14 protein-coding genes are annotated in these 16,310 nt (G+C 65.3%); 7 read left to right on the top strand and 7 right to left on the bottom strand.

What is annotated here, in order from left to right; all coding sequences use genetic code 11:
* The first annotated feature begins 6 nt into the window (after positions 1-6).
* Genes VH499_RS21530 through VH499_RS21520 form a run of 3 tightly spaced genes read left to right on the top strand, consistent with a single transcriptional unit; the run spans position 7 to position 3,912 of the window.
* Positions 7-1,203 (top strand): glycosyltransferase, encoded by a 1,197-nt coding sequence (locus VH499_RS21530; protein ID WP_332054817.1) that lies wholly within the window; start codon positions 7-9, stop codon positions 1,201-1,203.
* On the top strand, positions 1,200-2,561 hold the full coding sequence (locus VH499_RS21525) for a hypothetical protein (protein ID WP_332054816.1): 1,362 nt from the start codon (positions 1,200-1,202) through the stop codon (positions 2,559-2,561). Before VH499_RS21530 ends, VH499_RS21525 begins: the two co-directional genes overlap by 4 nt.
* Before the next feature lie 19 nt (positions 2,562-2,580).
* Positions 2,581-3,912, top strand: a complete 1,332-nt coding sequence (locus VH499_RS21520; protein WP_332054815.1) for a glycosyltransferase family 4 protein — start codon at positions 2,581-2,583, stop codon at positions 3,910-3,912.
* 49 nt (positions 3,913-3,961) lie between these two features.
* Here VH499_RS21520 and VH499_RS21515 read toward each other — a convergent pair whose 3' ends face one another.
* Complete coding sequence (locus VH499_RS21515) at positions 3,962-5,113, bottom strand: hypothetical protein (protein ID WP_332054814.1); 1,152 nt, start codon at positions 5,111-5,113, stop codon at positions 3,962-3,964.
* Between the two features lie 340 nt (positions 5,114-5,453).
* Here VH499_RS21515 and VH499_RS21510 point away from each other — a divergent pair, with 340 nt between their 5' ends.
* Together VH499_RS21510 and VH499_RS21505 are read left to right on the top strand one after the other, a co-directional pair.
* Positions 5,454-6,476, top strand: a complete 1,023-nt coding sequence (locus VH499_RS21510; protein ID WP_332054813.1) for an acyltransferase — start codon at positions 5,454-5,456, stop codon at positions 6,474-6,476.
* A 170-nt stretch (positions 6,477-6,646) separates the two neighbouring features.
* Positions 6,647-7,498 carry an FkbM family methyltransferase gene (locus tag VH499_RS21505; RefSeq protein ID WP_332054812.1) on the top strand — a complete coding sequence of 284 codons (852 nt, stop codon included), beginning with the start codon at positions 6,647-6,649 and terminating at the stop codon, positions 7,496-7,498.
* Positions 7,499-7,511: 13 nt separating this feature from the next.
* Here the strand turns inward: VH499_RS21505 and VH499_RS21500 are convergent, their stop codons facing one another.
* Genes VH499_RS21500 through VH499_RS21485 form a run of 4 tightly spaced genes read right to left on the bottom strand, consistent with a single transcriptional unit; the run spans position 7,512 to position 12,230 of the window.
* Positions 7,512-9,029, bottom strand: coding sequence for a lipopolysaccharide biosynthesis protein (locus tag VH499_RS21500; protein WP_332054811.1), 1,518 nt, complete (start codon positions 9,027-9,029; stop codon positions 7,512-7,514).
* Positions 8,998-9,960 carry a GDP-L-fucose synthase gene (locus VH499_RS21495; RefSeq protein ID WP_332054810.1) on the bottom strand — a complete coding sequence of 321 codons (963 nt, stop codon included), beginning with the start codon at positions 9,958-9,960 and terminating at the stop codon, positions 8,998-9,000. The genes VH499_RS21500 and VH499_RS21495 overlap by 32 nt, the downstream gene beginning before the upstream one ends.
* On the bottom strand, positions 9,932-11,023 hold the full coding sequence (gene gmd, locus VH499_RS21490; RefSeq protein ID WP_332054809.1) for a GDP-mannose 4,6-dehydratase: 1,092 nt from the start codon (positions 11,021-11,023) through the stop codon (positions 9,932-9,934). The genes VH499_RS21495 and gmd overlap by 29 nt, the downstream gene beginning before the upstream one ends.
* 19 nt (positions 11,024-11,042) lie before the next feature.
* On the bottom strand, positions 11,043-12,230 hold the full coding sequence (locus VH499_RS21485; RefSeq protein WP_332054808.1) for a glycosyltransferase family 4 protein: 1,188 nt from the start codon (positions 12,228-12,230) through the stop codon (positions 11,043-11,045).
* 109 nt (positions 12,231-12,339) lie between these two features.
* Here VH499_RS21485 and VH499_RS21480 point away from each other — a divergent pair, with 109 nt between their 5' ends.
* Entirely contained in the window at positions 12,340-13,563 is a 1,224-nt protein-coding gene (locus tag VH499_RS21480; protein ID WP_332054807.1) for a hypothetical protein, read from the top strand.
* Here VH499_RS21480 and VH499_RS21475 read toward each other — a convergent pair.
* Complete coding sequence (locus VH499_RS21475) at positions 13,541-14,293, bottom strand: FkbM family methyltransferase (protein WP_332054806.1); 753 nt, start codon at positions 14,291-14,293, stop codon at positions 13,541-13,543. The two genes, VH499_RS21480 and VH499_RS21475, sit on opposite strands and share 23 nt — an antisense overlap.
* 58 nt (positions 14,294-14,351) lie before the next feature.
* Positions 14,352-15,056: a phosphatase PAP2 family protein gene (locus VH499_RS21470; protein ID WP_332054805.1), complete on the bottom strand. Its 705-nt coding sequence runs from the start codon at positions 15,054-15,056 to the stop codon at positions 14,352-14,354.
* A 135-nt stretch (positions 15,057-15,191) separates the two neighbouring features.
* On the opposite strand from VH499_RS21470, the gene VH499_RS21465 reads away from it, so the two are divergent.
* Positions 15,192-16,271, top strand: a complete 1,080-nt coding sequence (locus VH499_RS21465; protein ID WP_332054804.1) for an LLM class flavin-dependent oxidoreductase — start codon at positions 15,192-15,194, stop codon at positions 16,269-16,271.
* The last annotated feature ends 39 nt before the right edge of the window (positions 16,272-16,310 follow it).

Genomic DNA, 16,310 nt, shown 5'->3' with positions numbered 1-16,310 from the left:
CGGCCGATGCGTTGCCTGTGGCTGACGCTCGCCGACCCCGAACCGCAGCACAACGGACAGTACGTCTATTCCGGCGGGCTAATCGATTCGGTGGCGGCGACGGGCAGCGAGATCGAGGTGCTGGGGCTGCGCCGGCCGGAATCGGCGCGCTGCAACGGCACGCGCGACGAGCATGTCGTGTGGTGGCTGCCGAGCGATCCGTTCCAGCCCACGCAGTCGCGCTGGGGCAGCCTGGTCTCGCCGTTGCCGCACATCGCCTATCGCGGCAGCACCCTGCAGATGCGGCGCACGCTGCGCGACTTGCTCAACCGCCCCGGATGGGACGGCATCGTGTTCGACGGCATCTCGGTCGGCTGGGCGCTTCGGCTGGTGCGCCGCCATTACGCCGGACGTGCCGACCGGCCACGGCTGATCTATGTCTCGCATAACCACGAGGAAAGTGTTCGCGCGCAGGTCGCCGAAAGCCAGCGCGCCTTTCTGCGCCGCCAGGCGGTGCGGCTGGACGCCGTCAAGGTGTCGCGGCTCGAGCGCGAGCTCGTCGATTCGGTCGACTTCGTGACCGCCATCACGCCCGAGGATCTTCAGCTCTACCGGCGCCGCCGCAACGACAAGCCGATGGGCGTCATCACGCCCGGCTATCACGGCCGCCGCCTTGCCGAGCGACGGATCTCGCCCGACCTGCCGCGGCGCGCCATCATCGTCGGCTCGTTCGACTGGATCGCCAAGCGCATGAACCTCGAGGAATTCGTCGACGTCGCCGATCCCCTGTTCGCCGAGCAGCGTATCGAGCTGCAGGCGGTCGGCAGCGCCGACGAGCGGTTCCTGCAGCAGCTCCGGCGCCGGACGACGGCAACCCGCTTCACCGGGACCGTTCCCGACCTCAACCGCTACCTCGACGAGGCGCGCATCGCCATCGTGCCGGAGCGCAACGGTGGCGGCTTCAAGCTCAAGGTGCTGGAATATGTCTTCAACCGCATCCCGGTGTTCGCGCTTTCCGGCTCGTTCGCCGGCGTGCCGTTGATCCACAACGACAGCGTCATGCTTTTTCCCAACCATGCGGCGCTCGCGCACGGCGTCATGGAGGCGATCGACGACGTCGAGCGGCTGAACCGGCTGCAGGAGCGAGCCTTCGCGGCCTGCCGCGATCGGTTCGACTGGGCAAGTCGCGGCCGGCAGATCCTGTCCGCCATCGCCGCGTCATGAGACCGGCCTACGCACTTGCGGCCGGCCAGCGGCGAATGGATGGCTTCGATGCCTTCCTTTTCGTGATCTACCTGCTGGGCCTCTATCTCGGCGTGGCACTGCAGATCACGTCCAAGATACCGCTCACCTGTGCACCGTCGGGCTTTGCCGGCCTGATCATGCTGTGGCGCCGGCGCAACGACATGCGGTCGCGCGAGCTCGCCGGACTGTTGCTGGTAGTGGTGCTTTTCCTCGGCTCCATCCTGTCGGCCTCCGACATCAGCTTCCTCGACAAGCGCTTCACGGGTCTTCTCCAGCTCGTCTATTCGCTGGTGATCGGCTACGCGGTCTTCCTCACCATGACCCATGGCGATCGCGATCAGCTCGCCACCATCCTGCTCGCCTTCTGCCTCACCATCATCGTCGGCTGCCTGCTGGAGGAGTATGGCGGCCTGCGCGCGATCAGCGACAAGGTGCGCGGCTATCTCTACAACCCGGGCGTCGTCTATGACGCCGACCTGCGCGACGAGATCCTGTATGGCCGTATCAGGCCCAAGCTCTTCACCTCCGAGCCCTCCGCCGTCACCTTCGCCTATACGCACTTCTCCTCGATCTGGCTGGTCCTGAGCCGCTCGCGCTTCAAGTATCTGACCTTCGCCTGCCTCCTCGGCCTTGCGCTGGTCGTACTGCCGGGGCCGACGCTCATGCTGATGCTGCTGCTCGCCATCCCCTACGTCGTCCTTCTCGCGGGCGGCGCGCGGCGCGCCTCGCCGACCCGGTTGATGGGGGCGGCGGTGGCATCGGCGATCGTGCTCGTGGTGGCGGTCGTCCTCGGCCAGACCATCTTCGCCGCCCGCCTCCAGCAGCTCCAGGCCGGCCAGGATGCGAGCTTCTTCTATCGCTTCACCGGCCCGATGCTGGTGGCCTTCGACATGTTCCGTGTCCATCCGTGGGCAGGCTCGGGCCTGACCGGCGAGCCCTATATCGCGGATCGGGTGCTGACCGTCTTCAACAACTCGGCCCAGTTCCAGTCGGCGTGGCGGATTCCCAAGGTCTCGGACGTGCTGACCAACTATTTCTGGACCCACTGGATCTATCTCGGCGCGATATGGGGCACGATCACCGTGATCGGCCTCAGCTGGTGGCTTCGCGTGCTCGGCGCGACGAGTGTTCTCTATTGCTGGGCCGTATGGGCGATCCTTGGGCAGGCCTCCGGATCCTATGTCGGACCCAAGACCTGGGCCGTGCTGTTGATCGCCGCCGCCTGCTCGGTGCTGGTCGCGCAGCCGGAAAAGGGGGAGGAGCGACCCTACGCCGCCCCACAGCCCCAACCCCTGTTCACCCGTCGCTCGTACCCGCGGCTGGCAGGGCCGACATGACGATTCGGAGTCGCGAGTAATGCGCAGCGAAAGCATCCACGGATCTGCGGTCCGGTCGCACGTTCACGGGACGGGGTCCGGCCTTCGCCGCCGGGAGCATCTGGTCGAGGTCGGGGCACGCCCAGGCCAAAGGGCGCGCCTTCTGCGCCGGATCGCGCTTCATGACTATTGCGGTCACCCGTTTCAGTTCGAGCTGTCGCGCGAGCTGGCGCGGCGCGGACATGAGGTGCGCCATTTCTTCTTCGCCGAGGATATGGGACCAAAGGGCAATACCGGGCGGTTGTCGGATGATCCGGCCAATTTTTCGATCGAGCCTATTTCGATCGGGCGAGCCTATTCCAAGCAAAACCTCATTCGCAGACGGGAAGCGGACATCCTCTACGGCGAGCTTGCCAGCCGCCGGATTGCCTCGTTTGCGCCCGATGTGACGATCTCGGGCAACACGCCGCTCGAGGCCCAGGCATCGATTCTCAAGAGTGTTCACCGTGCGGGCTCGGCGTTCGTCTTCTGGATGCAGGATTTCTACAGCCTGGCGGCGGCGAAAATCCTCAGCCGCAAGATTCCCGTCCTCGGCCACATGATCGGCGCCTACTACAGGCACCTCGAAGCCAGCATGTTGCGCCGAAGCGATGGCATCGTTCTCGCCAGCGAGGATTTCAAGCCGGCGCTCAGAGGCTTCGGCGTCGAGGAAGTCGTCATCGACGTCATCCCGAACTGGGGCGCGCTCGATACGTTGCCGTTGCGTCCGAAGGACAATCCGTGGGCAGTGCGGCACGGGCTTTCGGACAAGTTCGTGTTCCTGTACTCCGGCACACTCGCGTTGAAGCACAATCCGGATCTGCTTTGGGCGCTCGCCGAGCACTTCGAAAAGGACCCGTCGGTCGTCATCGCCGTCGCTGCGTCCGGCGTCAGCTACGACGCCTTGAAGGCCCGCAATGCCTCGGAGCCGAAGTCGAATCTGCTGTTTCTCCCCTTGCAGCCCATGGACGTCTTTCCGGATGTTCTCGGGGCGGCCGATGTTCTGGTCGCGCTGCTCGAAGACGATGCGGGACCGTTCTCCGTTCCCTCGAAAGTCCTGAGCTATCTCTGCGGGGGCCGCCCGATCCTCCTGTCGGCGCCGCCCAGCAACCTGTCGGTGCGGCTGGTCGAGAAGGCTGCTGCCGGACTTTGCGTGCCCGCCGGACAGCAACAGGCTTTCGTGGCGGCGGCCGACCGCCTGCGGACCGAGCCGCAGACCTGCGCCGGTTTCCGCGCCGCCGGTCGTGCCTACGCGGAAGGTGCCTTCAACATTTCGCGTGTCGCCGATCGTTTTGAAGCGATGTTCGCCCAGGCAGCGGCCAGGGCGGCGTAGGAAGCCCCGCACGCCAGCGCCCCGGTGCCGCGCGTCAGGTCACGCCGTTCTACGTGGCCGTCACCTGCCTGATGACCGGCAAGCGGTCGTTGCGCTCGGTGCGCCTGATCGACGTCTTGTCCATCCAGGGCTCGAGCCAGACATTCGACGAGCCGGAGGCCTGCCTTACGCGGGCGAGATATCCGGTTCCGCTCCCGTAGGGCGTGACCTTGCATTCGCCGGTGAGCTTCAGGTCGTTCGAATATTGATTGAACGCATAATAGTCCACGAGCGCCTCGGTCGGCACACCGGCCGGCTTTCCGGTGACGTTGTCGTGCTGGATGGTCTGTCCGTCGGTCGACACTTCGCAATTGTGCAGGTTGGCAAAGCCGCCCACGCGGATGACGAACTGCCCGGTGTTCTCGCCGTTGATGAACGCGACCGTGCGGATGCCGACCGGGGCATTGATGCCGGAGTCGCCGTTGTTCACGAACGAGCCCTGCACGACATCGACCGAATTCGACGAGGTATAGAGGCCGGCCCCGGTGTTGCGGCTGCTGTTCAGGGCGTGAACCATGCAATTGGAAACGATGGCCTGACCCTCGTGCTCGATGGCGACGCCATGCTGCCTGTTGTTCTCCGAGACGTGTCCTGCGACGAGGAGCTCGAACACCGCACCCTTGATGTGGAGCGCGCCAAGCCCGGCCGAGCACGACGTTGCGTTGTCGCGCACGATCGCGCGGTAGATCGCGCCCCTGCTCGAGGGCGCATGCAGCATCAGTCCGGGGCCGTCCTTGAGCGATCCGATGATGTCGAGGGTCTGGATCATCAGGCCGCGGCAGGACGTGCCGTTCGGCTGGTCGGTGGCGAGCACCGTGTACTTGATGACCGGCTTCTGGTCGCGGATGGCGGAGCGGATCTTGGCGCCGTTGCCGATGACGCCCCACACCTGGCTGGTGGAGACGCGCTGCACGATCTCGACCGTCTTTTCCACGGTGACGTCGGTCGCCGGATCGAGCACGGCAACGGTCTGCGAGTCCGCCGCCGCCTGCAGGATGGCCAGAAGTTCGGCGCGCGAGGTCGGCTTTGCCATTCCCGATCTTGCCTGCGGGGCCGGCTGGGCGCCCGCGAGCTCCTTCTGCTGTGCCAGTGCGCCGACCGAGCCTGCGATCAGCGCGACAGCCGATGCTCCGCCCACAAAACCGCGTCTGTTCCGGTCCACTAGACTCTCCCTGGCTGCCTTCGATCTACGTGACAGGCGGACCAACCGCCGAACCTGTCCATCGGCAGCAGGCTCGACAGGACAGGATCCTGGAGGCCGCTGGTAGCCTTCTTCGCCCATGCCGCCAAGGCGGGAAACAGCCCTGTCGTGACATTATTATGTGATTTGATCTTTCACGGATCGTGTCGACGCGCCGATGGCCGGAAGCGCGCCATTCCGGTCGGCCTCAGACGATGTCGAAAGCACGCATGGATTGCGACAGCGATCAAATGCGCGAGTGAGTAGAGCCAGCTTCCGGCTTCCTGCGAACATTGCAGCAGTTGATGACGACGTGTATAGGATGAGCAGCAGCCAGGGGGTAGCAATCGGCATTGAAAGACTGGAGACCATTCAGGGTCTGAGAGCGATAGCGGCGCTGAGCGTACTTTTTTTTCATATTCGGCTGATAGGTGTCGGCTACTTCGGTGTCGACATATTCTTCGTAATCAGTGGATTCATAGTCTGCTACGTTTCTCAGCGGCAGCCTGATCATTTCCTGGCAAAGCGGCTCATCAGGATCGTGCCACTTTATTGGGTGGCGACGGCCGTGATGATCGGAATGGCAGTCACCTTCCCTGCTCTCCTGCAAACCACGGATGTGAATGCAGTGGCGGCGATAAAGTCGTTCCTGTTCATCCCCTACGAGCGTCCCACCGGAATGGTTCAGCCCATCCTCTTTCTGGGATGGACGCTGAACTACGAGATGTTCTTCTACGTCCTGTTTGCGCTGTGCCTCATCCTTTGGCCGAAACACGGGCCGTTGGCCTGTTCCGCAATATTGATCGCCCTCTCTTTGCTGGGCCGGATCGCCACACTCGATTTGCCGTGGAGCTTCTGGTGCAATGCCAGAATTCTGGAATTCGTGGCCGGCATTGTCGTCTTCCACCTCTTCTCCAGGAAGCGCGCATGGCTGAAGGCCGTGCCGGGCGGGTTGGCGTTTGGTCTTGCAATAGCATCCGTCGTCCTGATGTCTATTCAAACGACGGTGGGCTCGAAGCATTATGACGTCGCTGTTTGCGCCCCGCTCTCGTTTGTCCTCGTCCTGTCCGCCCTGTCGTTGGAAGGGCGCGTGAGGATCGCGCCTGCCGTGATCCTGGTCGGCGATGCCAGCTATTCGCTCTACCTGCTGCATCCCTACGTCGTGCGCGCCGTCGAGGAAGCGCTCGTACCGCTGACGACCTATTCGGTTCAGGCGATCGTCGCATCGATCGTCACGATCGTGGCGTGCCTCGCCGTCGCGATCTTCAGCTATCTGACGCTCGAAAAGCCGACCAACAACTGGCTGCGCCGCTATATTCCGCGCACCGTGACCCGCGCTGCATAGGCCCGCCCGCACATCCGCCGTCTCCCCGGGCCGATGCGCCATGGCGCGGATGCATCGGTGCAGCAGGCGTGAATCTTGATCACTGCATGATCACCGCGAAATGCGGCCCCTTCCAACGGCGGCGCGCCTACAATGGAGCATTGACGCGCAGGGCGGTTGGAGATTGGGCAATGGTGGCTGTCGAGGCCGACGGTGGTGTCCTCCAGAGCAAGACCAAACAGGCCGTGCGCTCGCTGCTCCCACAGGCGGTGCTGAACTGGCGCGAGGCGCGCTACTTCGAGAAATACGGCGAGGTCGAGATGCATCTCGTCGATCTCCTGTGTCGCCGCGATCAGGATGCCATCGACATCGGCGCCAACTGCGGCGGCTACGTGCTTTTCATGCAGCGCCACGCCAGGCGCGTCATCGCCTTCGAGCCGATGCCGGACTTCGCGCGCCTGCTGCGGGGCAAGTTCGCGAAAAACGTCGTCGTCCATTCGATCGCGCTCTCCGACAGCGCCGGCGAGGTCAAGCTCTATGTTCCCTTGATCGATGGCGTGAAGGTCGGTGGTTGCTCGACCATTTCGTCGGGAGCGTCGGCCACCTACGCCGCGCACGACGTCATCGAGGCGCGCATGGACCGTCTCGACGACGTGTACAAGGGGACCGTCGGCTTCATCAAGATCGACGTCGAGGGTCATGAGCAGGCGGTCTTGGAAGGCGCCGTCGCCACGATCCGCCGCTGTCGGCCGCGCATGCTGGTCGAAATCGAGGAGCGCATGTCGGCCGGCGGCGTGGCCCGTGCCGCGGCGTTCTTCGCCAGGCTCGGTTACCGGGGCTACTACGTCCATGCCGGCCGGCTCCGGGACATCGAAAGCTTCTCCGCCGGGGAGCTGCAGCAGCGCAGCGATGTTCCCGACATGACGGTCCCGCTGCGCGCGCGCTCCAAGCTCGACAATTACATCTACAATTTCCTGTTCCTGCCGCCCGGCGAACCGGACGCGACCGTACGCCGGATCCGCGAGCGTCTCGCCGGGCATTGATCCCGGCCGGCGATCAGCTCGAGGCCGAGGGTGGCGCGAACCTGCCCGACGACAGCAATGCGTGGATCTCGCGCCGCGTCTCGGGCCAGGCCAGCAAGGCGAGCAGCGTGACCGACAGGGCGACGGCGGCCGTCGTCGCAAGCGCTGCCACGGTCGGCGCCTGCAGGAACTCGCGCAGATAGCCCACCGACAGGGCGACCGCCACGGCCGCCGAGGCAGGCGGGGCGACGGCGCGCCAGATGGCACCGACCGTTACCGGACCGCGGCGCGTCGCCAGCCAGAAGGTGAGCGGCATGCGAACGAACACGCCGACCGCGGCCAATGCCGCCGCGACACCGGTCACGCCCCAATGCAGACCGACCAGGATCGAGATGACGCAGATCGAGGCGTCGATCAGATTTGCGCGCAACATCTCGGCGGTTCGCGCCTGGGTGAGGTAGAGAAGCCCGGCCGACTGGGCCACCGGCAGCGACGTGGCGGCGATGCTGAACAGGGTGACCAGCGGCACCGCCCGCTGCCACGACGGCCCGAACAGGATGCCGACGACCCAGTCGGCGGTGACGGCGGAGAGGGCGAAGGCCGGCATCGTGAGAAGCGCGATCTTCTGCATGACCTGCCCGAACAGCGACCGGTAGCGCGCCGGCTGGTCGACCAGGCGGCTGAGCGCCGGCATCGCCGCGGCATAGACCGGAGCACCGATGGCGTTGACCGGCATCATCAGGAGCCGCGTCGTGCGTTCGTACAGACCGAGCAGCGCGGGACCCCACAGCCAGCCGATCAGGATCTGATCGATGCTGCGCGCGAAAGCGACCGCGAGCTGGCTGCCCGTGAACGAGGCGCCGTAGGCGAGCAGCGCCCGCACACCGGCCGTCGGACGCGGCGCATCCGGGCGCCAGTGGCACAGAAGCCAGCTTCCCGCCAGCTGGAGCAGCGGCCCGCACAGGCGCTGGGCGACCAGCGCCCAGTAACCCGCACCCCAGAGCGCGAGGCCGATGCCGGCGGCGAAGCCCACGAAGTCGCTCGTCGTCTCGAGGCTGGCGATGGTGACGAACCGCATCTGGCGGCGAAGCAGTGCCCAGTGCTGCACTGCAAGTCCGCTGGCAACGAAGGCGAGCGACATCCAGCGCGCCACCTCGGTGAGCTCGGGCTGGTCGTAGAAATGGGCAAGTATCGGCGCGCACAGGAACAAGGCTGCGCCGAGAACGGCGCCGACGACCGAATTGATCCAGAACAGCGCCGACACCTGGGCCTGCGTGATGTCGCGCTTCTGGATGGTGGCGGCTGAGAGCCCGAACTCCTTGACGAGGTCGAGGATGACGCTGATCGCACCCACCATCGCCAGCAGGCCGAACGCCGAGGGCGGAAGCAGCCGGGCGAGCACGACGAGCGTGCCGATCTGGCCCAGCACGCGGACCGCCTGCGCCGAGAGGAGGATGGCCCCGCCGCGTCGCGAGCGACGTCCGGCGTCCTCGACCAGATGACCGACGTCAAGCTCCGCGTCAGGCGACGCGGCGCTTTTCCGAAGCGACATTCTCGAGGAACCAGCGATATGTAAGCGCCAGCCCATCCTTCAAGGCGGTTCTGGCGGTCCATCCCAGCGCATTGACGCGGCTGACATCGACGACCTTGCGCGGCGTGCCGTCGGGCCGCGAAGAGTCGAAGCGCGGTGTGCCCTGGTAGCCCACGGCCTTGCAGACCAGCCCGACGAGATCGATGATCGGCACGTCGCGGCCGGTCCCGATGTTGACGATGCCCTCGTCCGAATAGTTCTTCATCAGGAAGACCATGCCGTCGGCGGCATCGTCGACATAGAGGAATTCGCGTCGCACCGCGCCGGTGCCCCACACCTCGATGTTGGGCGCCCGGGCAAGCTTTGCCTCATGCGCCTTCAGGATCAGGGCCGGCACGACATGGCTCTGCATGCGGTCGAAATTGTCACCGATGCCGTAGAGGTTGGTCGGCATGACGGAGATGACATCGCAGCCGTACTGGCGGCGATAGGCCTGGCCGAGCTTGATACCGGCGATCTTGGCCACGGCGTACCACTCGTTGGTCGGCTCGAGCGGACCGGTCAGCAGCGCCGATTCGGGAATCGGCTGAGGCGCGAGCCGGGGATAGATGCAAGAGGAGCCCATGAGCAGGAGCTTCTCGACATTGGTCTTCCGGCACGCCTCGACTACCGTCGTCTGGATGGCGAGGTTGTCGTAGATGAATTCGGCGGGGCGCGTGCTGTTGGCGTGGATGCCGCCGACCCGCGCGGCGGCGAGGAACACCGCCTGCGGGCGCACGTCGCGCATCCACTTTTCGAGCTGGTCGGGCCGCCGCAGATCCACCGACTCGCGCGGCGCAGTCACGATCTCGCAGTCCTCGCTCTGCAGGCGCCTCATCAGGGCGCTGCCGACGAGACCGCGATGACCGGCGACCCAGACCTTCTTATTGCGCAGCGTGAAGGATGGGTTCATGGCGGGCTCCGATGGAACGCAGGATCGCACGATCGGCCTCGACCATCTCGGCGACCAGCTCCGGGAACGTGGTGCGGTGCTTCCAGCCGAGCTTGGCCGCGGCCTTGGCCGGGTCGCCCAGCAGCATGTCGACCTCGGTCGGCCGAATATAGGCCGGATCGAGCGCCACCAGAACATCGCCGGTGCGTTTGCACACGCCGGTTTCGTCGGCCCCGCTGCCGCGCCATTCGATGTGGCGGTCGATGCGACGGAACGCCAGCTCGACGAACTCGCGCACCGTATGCGTCTCGCCGGTCGCGAGCACATAGTCGTCGGGCTCGTCCTGCTGCAGGATGCGCCACATCCCTTCGACATAGTCGCGGGCATGACCCCAGTCGCGCTTGGCGTCGAGGTTGCCGAGATAGAGCCGGTCCTGGGTGCCGCGCTCGATCGCCGCGACGGCGCGCGTGATCTTGCGCGTGACGAAGGTCTCGCCGCGGATCGGCGATTCGTGATTGAACAGGATGCCGTTCGAGGCGTGCATGTTGTAGGCCTCACGGTAGTTCACCGTGATCCAGTAGGCGTAAAGCTTCGCCACCGCATAGGGACTTCGCGGATAGAACGGCGTCAGCTCGCGCTGCGGCGTCTCGCGGACCTTGCCGAACAGCTCGGAAGTCGAGGCCTGGTAGAAGCGGATCCGGTCCTCCATGCGCAGAATGCGGATCGCCTCCAGCATGCGCAGCGTGCCGAGCGCGTCGGTGTTGGCGGTGTATTCCGGCGTCTCGAAGCTCACCTGCACGTGGCTCTGCGCCGCCAGGTTGTAGATCTCGGTCGGCCGGATGTCGCCGATCAGCCGCAGAATATTGGTCGAGTCCGTCATGTCGCCGTAGTGCAGGAACAGGCGCACGCCCGCGTCGTGCCGGTCGCGATAGAGGTAGTCGATGCGCTCGGTATTGAGCGACGAGGACCGGCGCTTGATGCCATGGACGATGTAGCCCTGGCTCAGCAGCAGATCGGCGAGGTAGGCGCCGTCCTGGCCGGTGATGCCGCTGATCAGAGCGACCTTGTCCGCTTGCTTGAACATGTAACTCAGCCTTCCTGTTTCAGGAGAAGAGGATTCGCTCGGCGACGCGGTCCCACGAGTAGGTCTCGATCGCATGGTGCTGCGCGACCGCTGCCATGCGCTGCAGCCGATCGGGATCGGCAAGGGCACTCACGATGGCGTCCGCCAGCGCATCAGGATCGGCACGGTCGACGAGGAAGCCATGCCGGCCGCCGTCCACCAGTTCCGGCAGACCGTTGCGGGCGAGGCCCATCACCGGCGTGCGCGACACCATCGCCTCGAGGTAGACCTGACCCCACGGATCGTTGAGCATCGGCTGAACGAGCAGCGTCGAGTCGCGGTAGAGCTGCTGCAGTTCCGCCCATGGCAGGTGGTCCCGCAGCTCGATGCCGGGGCAGTTTTCCACATGGGCGCGGCTGCGCTGGTCGCCCACGATCGTGAGCCCGAGGTCGGGCCGGCGCTGGCGTGCGCGACGGAAAGCCTCCACCAGCAGCACCCCGCCCTTGGCCTGGAACAGGTGCTTGGCGACGAACAGCAGCTTCGGCCGGGAATAGTCCTTGGCGCCGTGCCACGGCTCGATCGCGCCCATGCCCGACCCCACCGCCGTCACGCGGTCGGGCGCGAGCCCGTAGTGGGCGATCAGGTTGTCGCGCACATAGCGGCCAAAGGTGAAGACATGGGCGACGCCGTCGAGCGACCGGCGCTCGGCCTCATCGAAGGCCTCAAGTGCGCGACGGGTGAAGTAGGGCGCATGCACATGGTGCAGCGCGGCGAGCGCCCACGTGTGGTCGCAGTAGAGATAGTGCCGGATGTCGGACCCCGCATCGATCCGCGGCAGCAGGTCGAGAGTTCCGCAGTGGAGCACATGGCGCACACCCATCTGCCGCGCCGCCTCCGAGACGCGTGCGGCAAGCCGGCGCCGCGTCGTCAGGCTGCGCAGCACCTGCTCGCTGCTCCTGGGCCGGCCGCGGCCGGCCAGCAGGTCGCCGGCGGCGATGCCGATCTTGGTAAGCTTGCTGATGCGCGGATGGATGCCCTTGATGTCCACTCCGAGCTTCGCGAGCCCTGCAGCAACATTGGCGGGCGCGCCCGACCATGTCCGCCGATCGAGCGGATTGCCGAAGACCGAAGTGATCGCGACTTGCTCGAAACGGGGCTTGCGGGAGGTCCTCACGGCGTCGAAGGAGAGCGTCGTGTCCATGTGCGCGTCCATGTAAGCAGAAGACATTGAGCCTGCCATTTGGGCCAGTGATCAACCTGTGACGCCCTTTTCGCAAGTGCGAACGCCACAGATTGGTCACATCGGGTCTGAAAGCTTAACGTCGATACTCGCTCGCATGTTCGGAACAGCCCACGAATTGCTGCGTGAGGATGTGCCGGGTCGCGCCGTCGCATCTGCGGTACGCTTCAAGAAGAAGCTGTTCTACTTCTGCTCCGAAGTGAGCGATGCGACGACGTTGAAGCGCATTCAGCAGTTCATCGATCACGGCTTTGACATCACCGTCTTCGGCTTCCGTCGCACCCGTTACAATACCGGCTACGAGCCGGCGTGGCCTTACGTGCCGCTCGGCCTCACCGTCGACGGAAGGTACTGGCATCGGCTTCGCGCGATGGCCGGCGCCCTGCCCGCGATCATCGCCAACCGGCGGCGCCTGAAGAACGCCGCGCTCTTCTACGCGCGCAATCTCGATCAGCTCATGCTGGCGCTGTTCGCGCGTCTGATTGCGATGAGCCGCGCGCCGATCGTCTACGAGGTGCTCGACATTCCGCCGTTCCTCGCCGGCCGCGGTCCGGGCTCCATGGTGCTGCGCTGGATCGAGCGGCTGTGCCTGCGCGGCGTGCGGCTCCTCGTGCTCTCCTCGCCGGCGTTCCATCGCCAGTACTATGCGGCGACGCAGAAGTACCGCGGGCCGTGGTTCCTGCTCGAGAACAAGCTGCATCCGTCGATCGCCGCGGTCGGTCGCCCGGCCGCCGGGAGCGAGTCGCGCGAAAAGGGACGTCCGTGGGTCGTCGGCTACTTCGGCCTGATCCGCGGCCAGGGGACATTCGATCTCATGACCCGGCTCGCCGAACGCCTGCAGGGTCGTGTCGTCTTCAGGTTCCGCGGCGCCCTCACCACGGTCGATCCGGCCAAGTTCGACATCGCCATCGCGCGCCTGCCCAACATGGAATTCGGTGGCCCCTACCTGCCACACCAGGATCTCGAGGCCCTGTACCGTGACGTCGACTTCGCCTGGGCGCTCGACCTCGAGCATACCGACCACAATTCGCGCTGGCTGATGCCCTGCCGGTTCTACGAGTCGGGCTATTTCGGCGTGCCGTGCCTCGCCGTGCGCAGCTTCGAGGTCGGCTCGGTGCTGGAACGTCACCATATCGGCTTCACCTTCGAGCGGCCGCTCGAGGATCAGCTCGTGCACTTCTTTGAGACGCTGACGGTGAGCGACTACGAGCACATCCGCGCGCGGCTGCGCGCCGTGCCGCAGGAGATGTTCGTCGCCAGCGACGACGCGACCCGGCTCTGCACTCTGATGGAAGGCTTTACGCGGCCGCAGCGCGGTTGATCATCACGCAGTCGAACTCGACCAGGCGCAGCGAGGCGTCGCGGCTCACGGGATAGAACCCGGTGATATCGAAGCCCCGCCCGTCGAGGTAGCGGATCGTGTCCATGTAGCCCGGCATGTCCTTGTAGATCCCGATCACCGAGGCTTCGGTCTGCAGCGCGCGCATCTCGGACAGGCTGTCGCGCGCACCATGCAGGACCTCCATGTCGAAGCCCTGCGTGTCGAGCTTGAGATAGGGCCGCTCGAAGCCCAGCCGTTCGTGCAGCACCGGCATCACCACGTCGAGCGTTCGCACGGCGACGTTCTCCACATGGCAGGGCACGTTCAGCCCGTCATAGTCGTGCACCCGGCTGTGATCCGGCTGCAGGAAGGAACTGAACTGATCGGCGACCATGACGTTGATCGGCAGGTTGCCGTCGCGGGCGCCAAGCGCATAGCCTTCGATGTGCCAGCCCCCGTCGGCGCGGGCGCGTTCGCGCAGCAAGTCGACTTGGCGGCCGACCGGTTCGAACGACACGATCGGCCCCGTGTACAGGACCTTGTCGCGCAGGAAGTCGTGATACTGGCCGGCATTGGCACCGACATCGAGGACGCAGTCGACCTTCAGGTAATCGAGCAGGGCACGGAGATGGAGGGCGAGGTCGCGCTCCTTCATCTCGCGCAGGGGAACGATGTCATAGCCGAACGCGCGGCTGACCTTCAGCACGGAGTCCTTGACGATCTTCAGCATCACGCGAGCATTCGCCAGCGCCCCGTGCTTTTACAGTGATCATTCGGTGGCTAACCGGTCACGCCACCAGCATGTGGCCGAGGCGTATCACATCGAGCATGAGGTGCCGCAAGTCGGCAAACAGCAAGGCGAGCTCGAACGTGAGCACGAAGGCAATCGCATAGAAGACCGGATGGACCGCCGCGAAATCGACCACCCGATCGGGCAGGCGCATGCGGCCGATCAGGCGACAGAGAACGATCATCAGCACGACACCCAGTATGGCACCCGCAACGAAGTCACTCGGAAAGTGATAACCGAGATAGACGCGGGGCACGCAGATGATCAACACCGTCCACACCATAGCCGCGGCCCCAAGCCAGCGCGAGCGCCACCAGATCGGCACGCTGAGCGCGAAGAACAACATTGCGTGATCGCTGGGAAAGGAGCTGAAGGTGTTGAGCATCTCGCGGTCGACGCCGTAGGGCATGTGCATGCCGATCGCCGGTGTGTGGATGGGCCGCGGATGGAACGGCAGAGCGACCTGCAGGCCGCGCGAGAGGATGGCGGTGATGATCGCGGCGCTGAGCGTCACCACGACCTCGCGCCGCTTGATCCCGTCGCGGTAGAACCACAACCACCAATAGAAGGCCAGGAAGATGCCGCCCTTCAGGAGATTGGAATCGGTGATATCGAAAACGAACTTGTCGATGACGCCGTTCTGGCCGGCCGGATAGTTGATCCACAGCAGCAGCGAACGGTCCCAATCCAAAAGCTTGTCCATGACTTGCCCACGATTCACACCCCACGTAAGTCAACCGTAGCGTGAAAGGAGCAGGGTCGCACTGTGACATTCGTGTGAACGTCGGTCGTCCGATGCTACCTTCGCCGTCTCGCCTTCGCCCAAGGACTCCAAAGCATGCGGTTCGGTTGGCTTACCCTGGCGCTGTCGCCGTCGCCCGACGAGGACGCCGTGCGCATCGGCCAGCAGATCGAGCAGGTCTGTCTCGCCGAGCGCCTGGGCTTCAGCGACGTGTGGCTCACCGAGCACTATTTCACCGGCGAGAGCGTCTACAACGACTCGCTGCTGTTCGCGGCGGCCCTTGCGATGAAGACCGAACGCGTACGCATCGGCTTCGCCGTCGTCCAGGCGCCGTTTCATCATCCGGTGCGGCTCGCCACGCAGCTTGCGCTGCTCGACAACCTTTCAGCGGGGCGCATCGATGTCGGCCTCGGCAAGGGCACCGTGTACAACGAGTACGAGTTCGTGGGCCACGGGCTCAGCAGCGCCGACAGCCGCGAGCGGATGGCGGAAACCGTCGAAATCCTGGAAAGGGCATGGGACGGCGAGCCCTTCCGCTATGACGGCAAGTTCCATCGCGTGCAGGTCCCGGCGCTGCGGCCCCGGCCGGTGCAGCGGCCAGGACCGCCGCTGTGGCGCAGCGTGATCTCACCCACGTCATTCGAGGAATGCGGGCGGCTCGGCTTGCCGATCCTGACGGCGCGGCTGCCGGTGGCGAAGGTCCGCGAACGCTGGGGGCTCTATGACAAGGGCCTGCAGGCGGGTGGCCACGCGGCGGCAATGCGCCGCCGGCTGCTGGACAAGAGCGCCCTCTGGCGCAATGTCTATGTCGCGGAATCCGACGCGCAGGCGGAGGACGAGCTCGCCGCCCTCCTGGTCGAGACGCGCGCCCACATGATGCATGTGCGCGAAGCCTACAACCCGCCCCACTTCTCTCCGGCACCCGAGACGTTGAACCCGTGGACCGATCCTGCGGTGAAGGACGACGTCGCCATCCCCTATGTGCTCGAGACCGGCTCGCTCTACGGCACGCCGAAGCGCGTGGCCGAGCAGGTCGCCGAGTTACAGGAAGCCGGCGTGCGGCACCTGCTCTGCCAGACCGGTTTCGGTGCCATGAGCCATGACCGCAACGTCGCCTCGATGCGTCGTTTCGGCGAGCAAGTGATGTCGCGGTTCGGGGACAAAACTGCCCGCTGAAACAGTTGCGCCACCGGCCTGATGCTATAGATAGGTCGA

The organism is Reyranella sp. (assembly GCF_036558665.1).
Taxonomy (GTDB): Bacteria; Pseudomonadota; Alphaproteobacteria; order Reyranellales; family Reyranellaceae; genus Reyranella.
The sequence above is the reverse complement of the archived record's forward strand: the minus strand, read 5'-3'. Positions and strand labels throughout refer to the sequence as shown.

Bases quoted from the DNA above. Each gene is read 5' to 3' on its own strand.
- VH499_RS21525 (WP_332054816.1), top strand. From the start codon at position 1,200: ATGAGACCGGCCTACGCACTTGCGGCCGGCCAGCGGCGAATGGATGGC.
- VH499_RS21485 (WP_332054808.1), bottom strand. From the start codon at position 12,230: ATGTCTTCTGCTTACATGGACGCGCACATGGACACGACGCTCTCCTTC.
- VH499_RS21475 (WP_332054806.1), bottom strand. From the start codon at position 14,293: ATGCTGAAGATCGTCAAGGACTCCGTGCTGAAGGTCAGCCGCGCGTTC.
- VH499_RS21465 (WP_332054804.1), top strand. From the start codon at position 15,192: ATGCGGTTCGGTTGGCTTACCCTGGCGCTGTCGCCGTCGCCCGACGAG.
- VH499_RS21495 (WP_332054810.1), bottom strand. From the start codon at position 9,960: ATGAACCCATCCTTCACGCTGCGCAATAAGAAGGTCTGGGTCGCCGGT.
- VH499_RS21530 (WP_332054817.1), top strand. From the start codon at position 7: ATGCGTTGCCTGTGGCTGACGCTCGCCGACCCCGAACCGCAGCACAAC.
- VH499_RS21510 (WP_332054813.1), top strand. From the start codon at position 5,454: ATGAGCAGCAGCCAGGGGGTAGCAATCGGCATTGAAAGACTGGAGACC.
- VH499_RS21480 (WP_332054807.1), top strand. From the start codon at position 12,340: ATGTTCGGAACAGCCCACGAATTGCTGCGTGAGGATGTGCCGGGTCGC.
- VH499_RS21505 (WP_332054812.1), top strand. From the start codon at position 6,647: ATGGTGGCTGTCGAGGCCGACGGTGGTGTCCTCCAGAGCAAGACCAAA.
- gmd (WP_332054809.1), bottom strand. From the start codon at position 11,023: ATGTTCAAGCAAGCGGACAAGGTCGCTCTGATCAGCGGCATCACCGGC.
- VH499_RS21470 (WP_332054805.1), bottom strand. From the start codon at position 15,056: ATGGACAAGCTTTTGGATTGGGACCGTTCGCTGCTGCTGTGGATCAAC.
- VH499_RS21500 (WP_332054811.1), bottom strand. From the start codon at position 9,029: ATGTCGCTTCGGAAAAGCGCCGCGTCGCCTGACGCGGAGCTTGACGTC.
- VH499_RS21520 (WP_332054815.1), top strand. From the start codon at position 2,581: ATGCGCAGCGAAAGCATCCACGGATCTGCGGTCCGGTCGCACGTTCAC.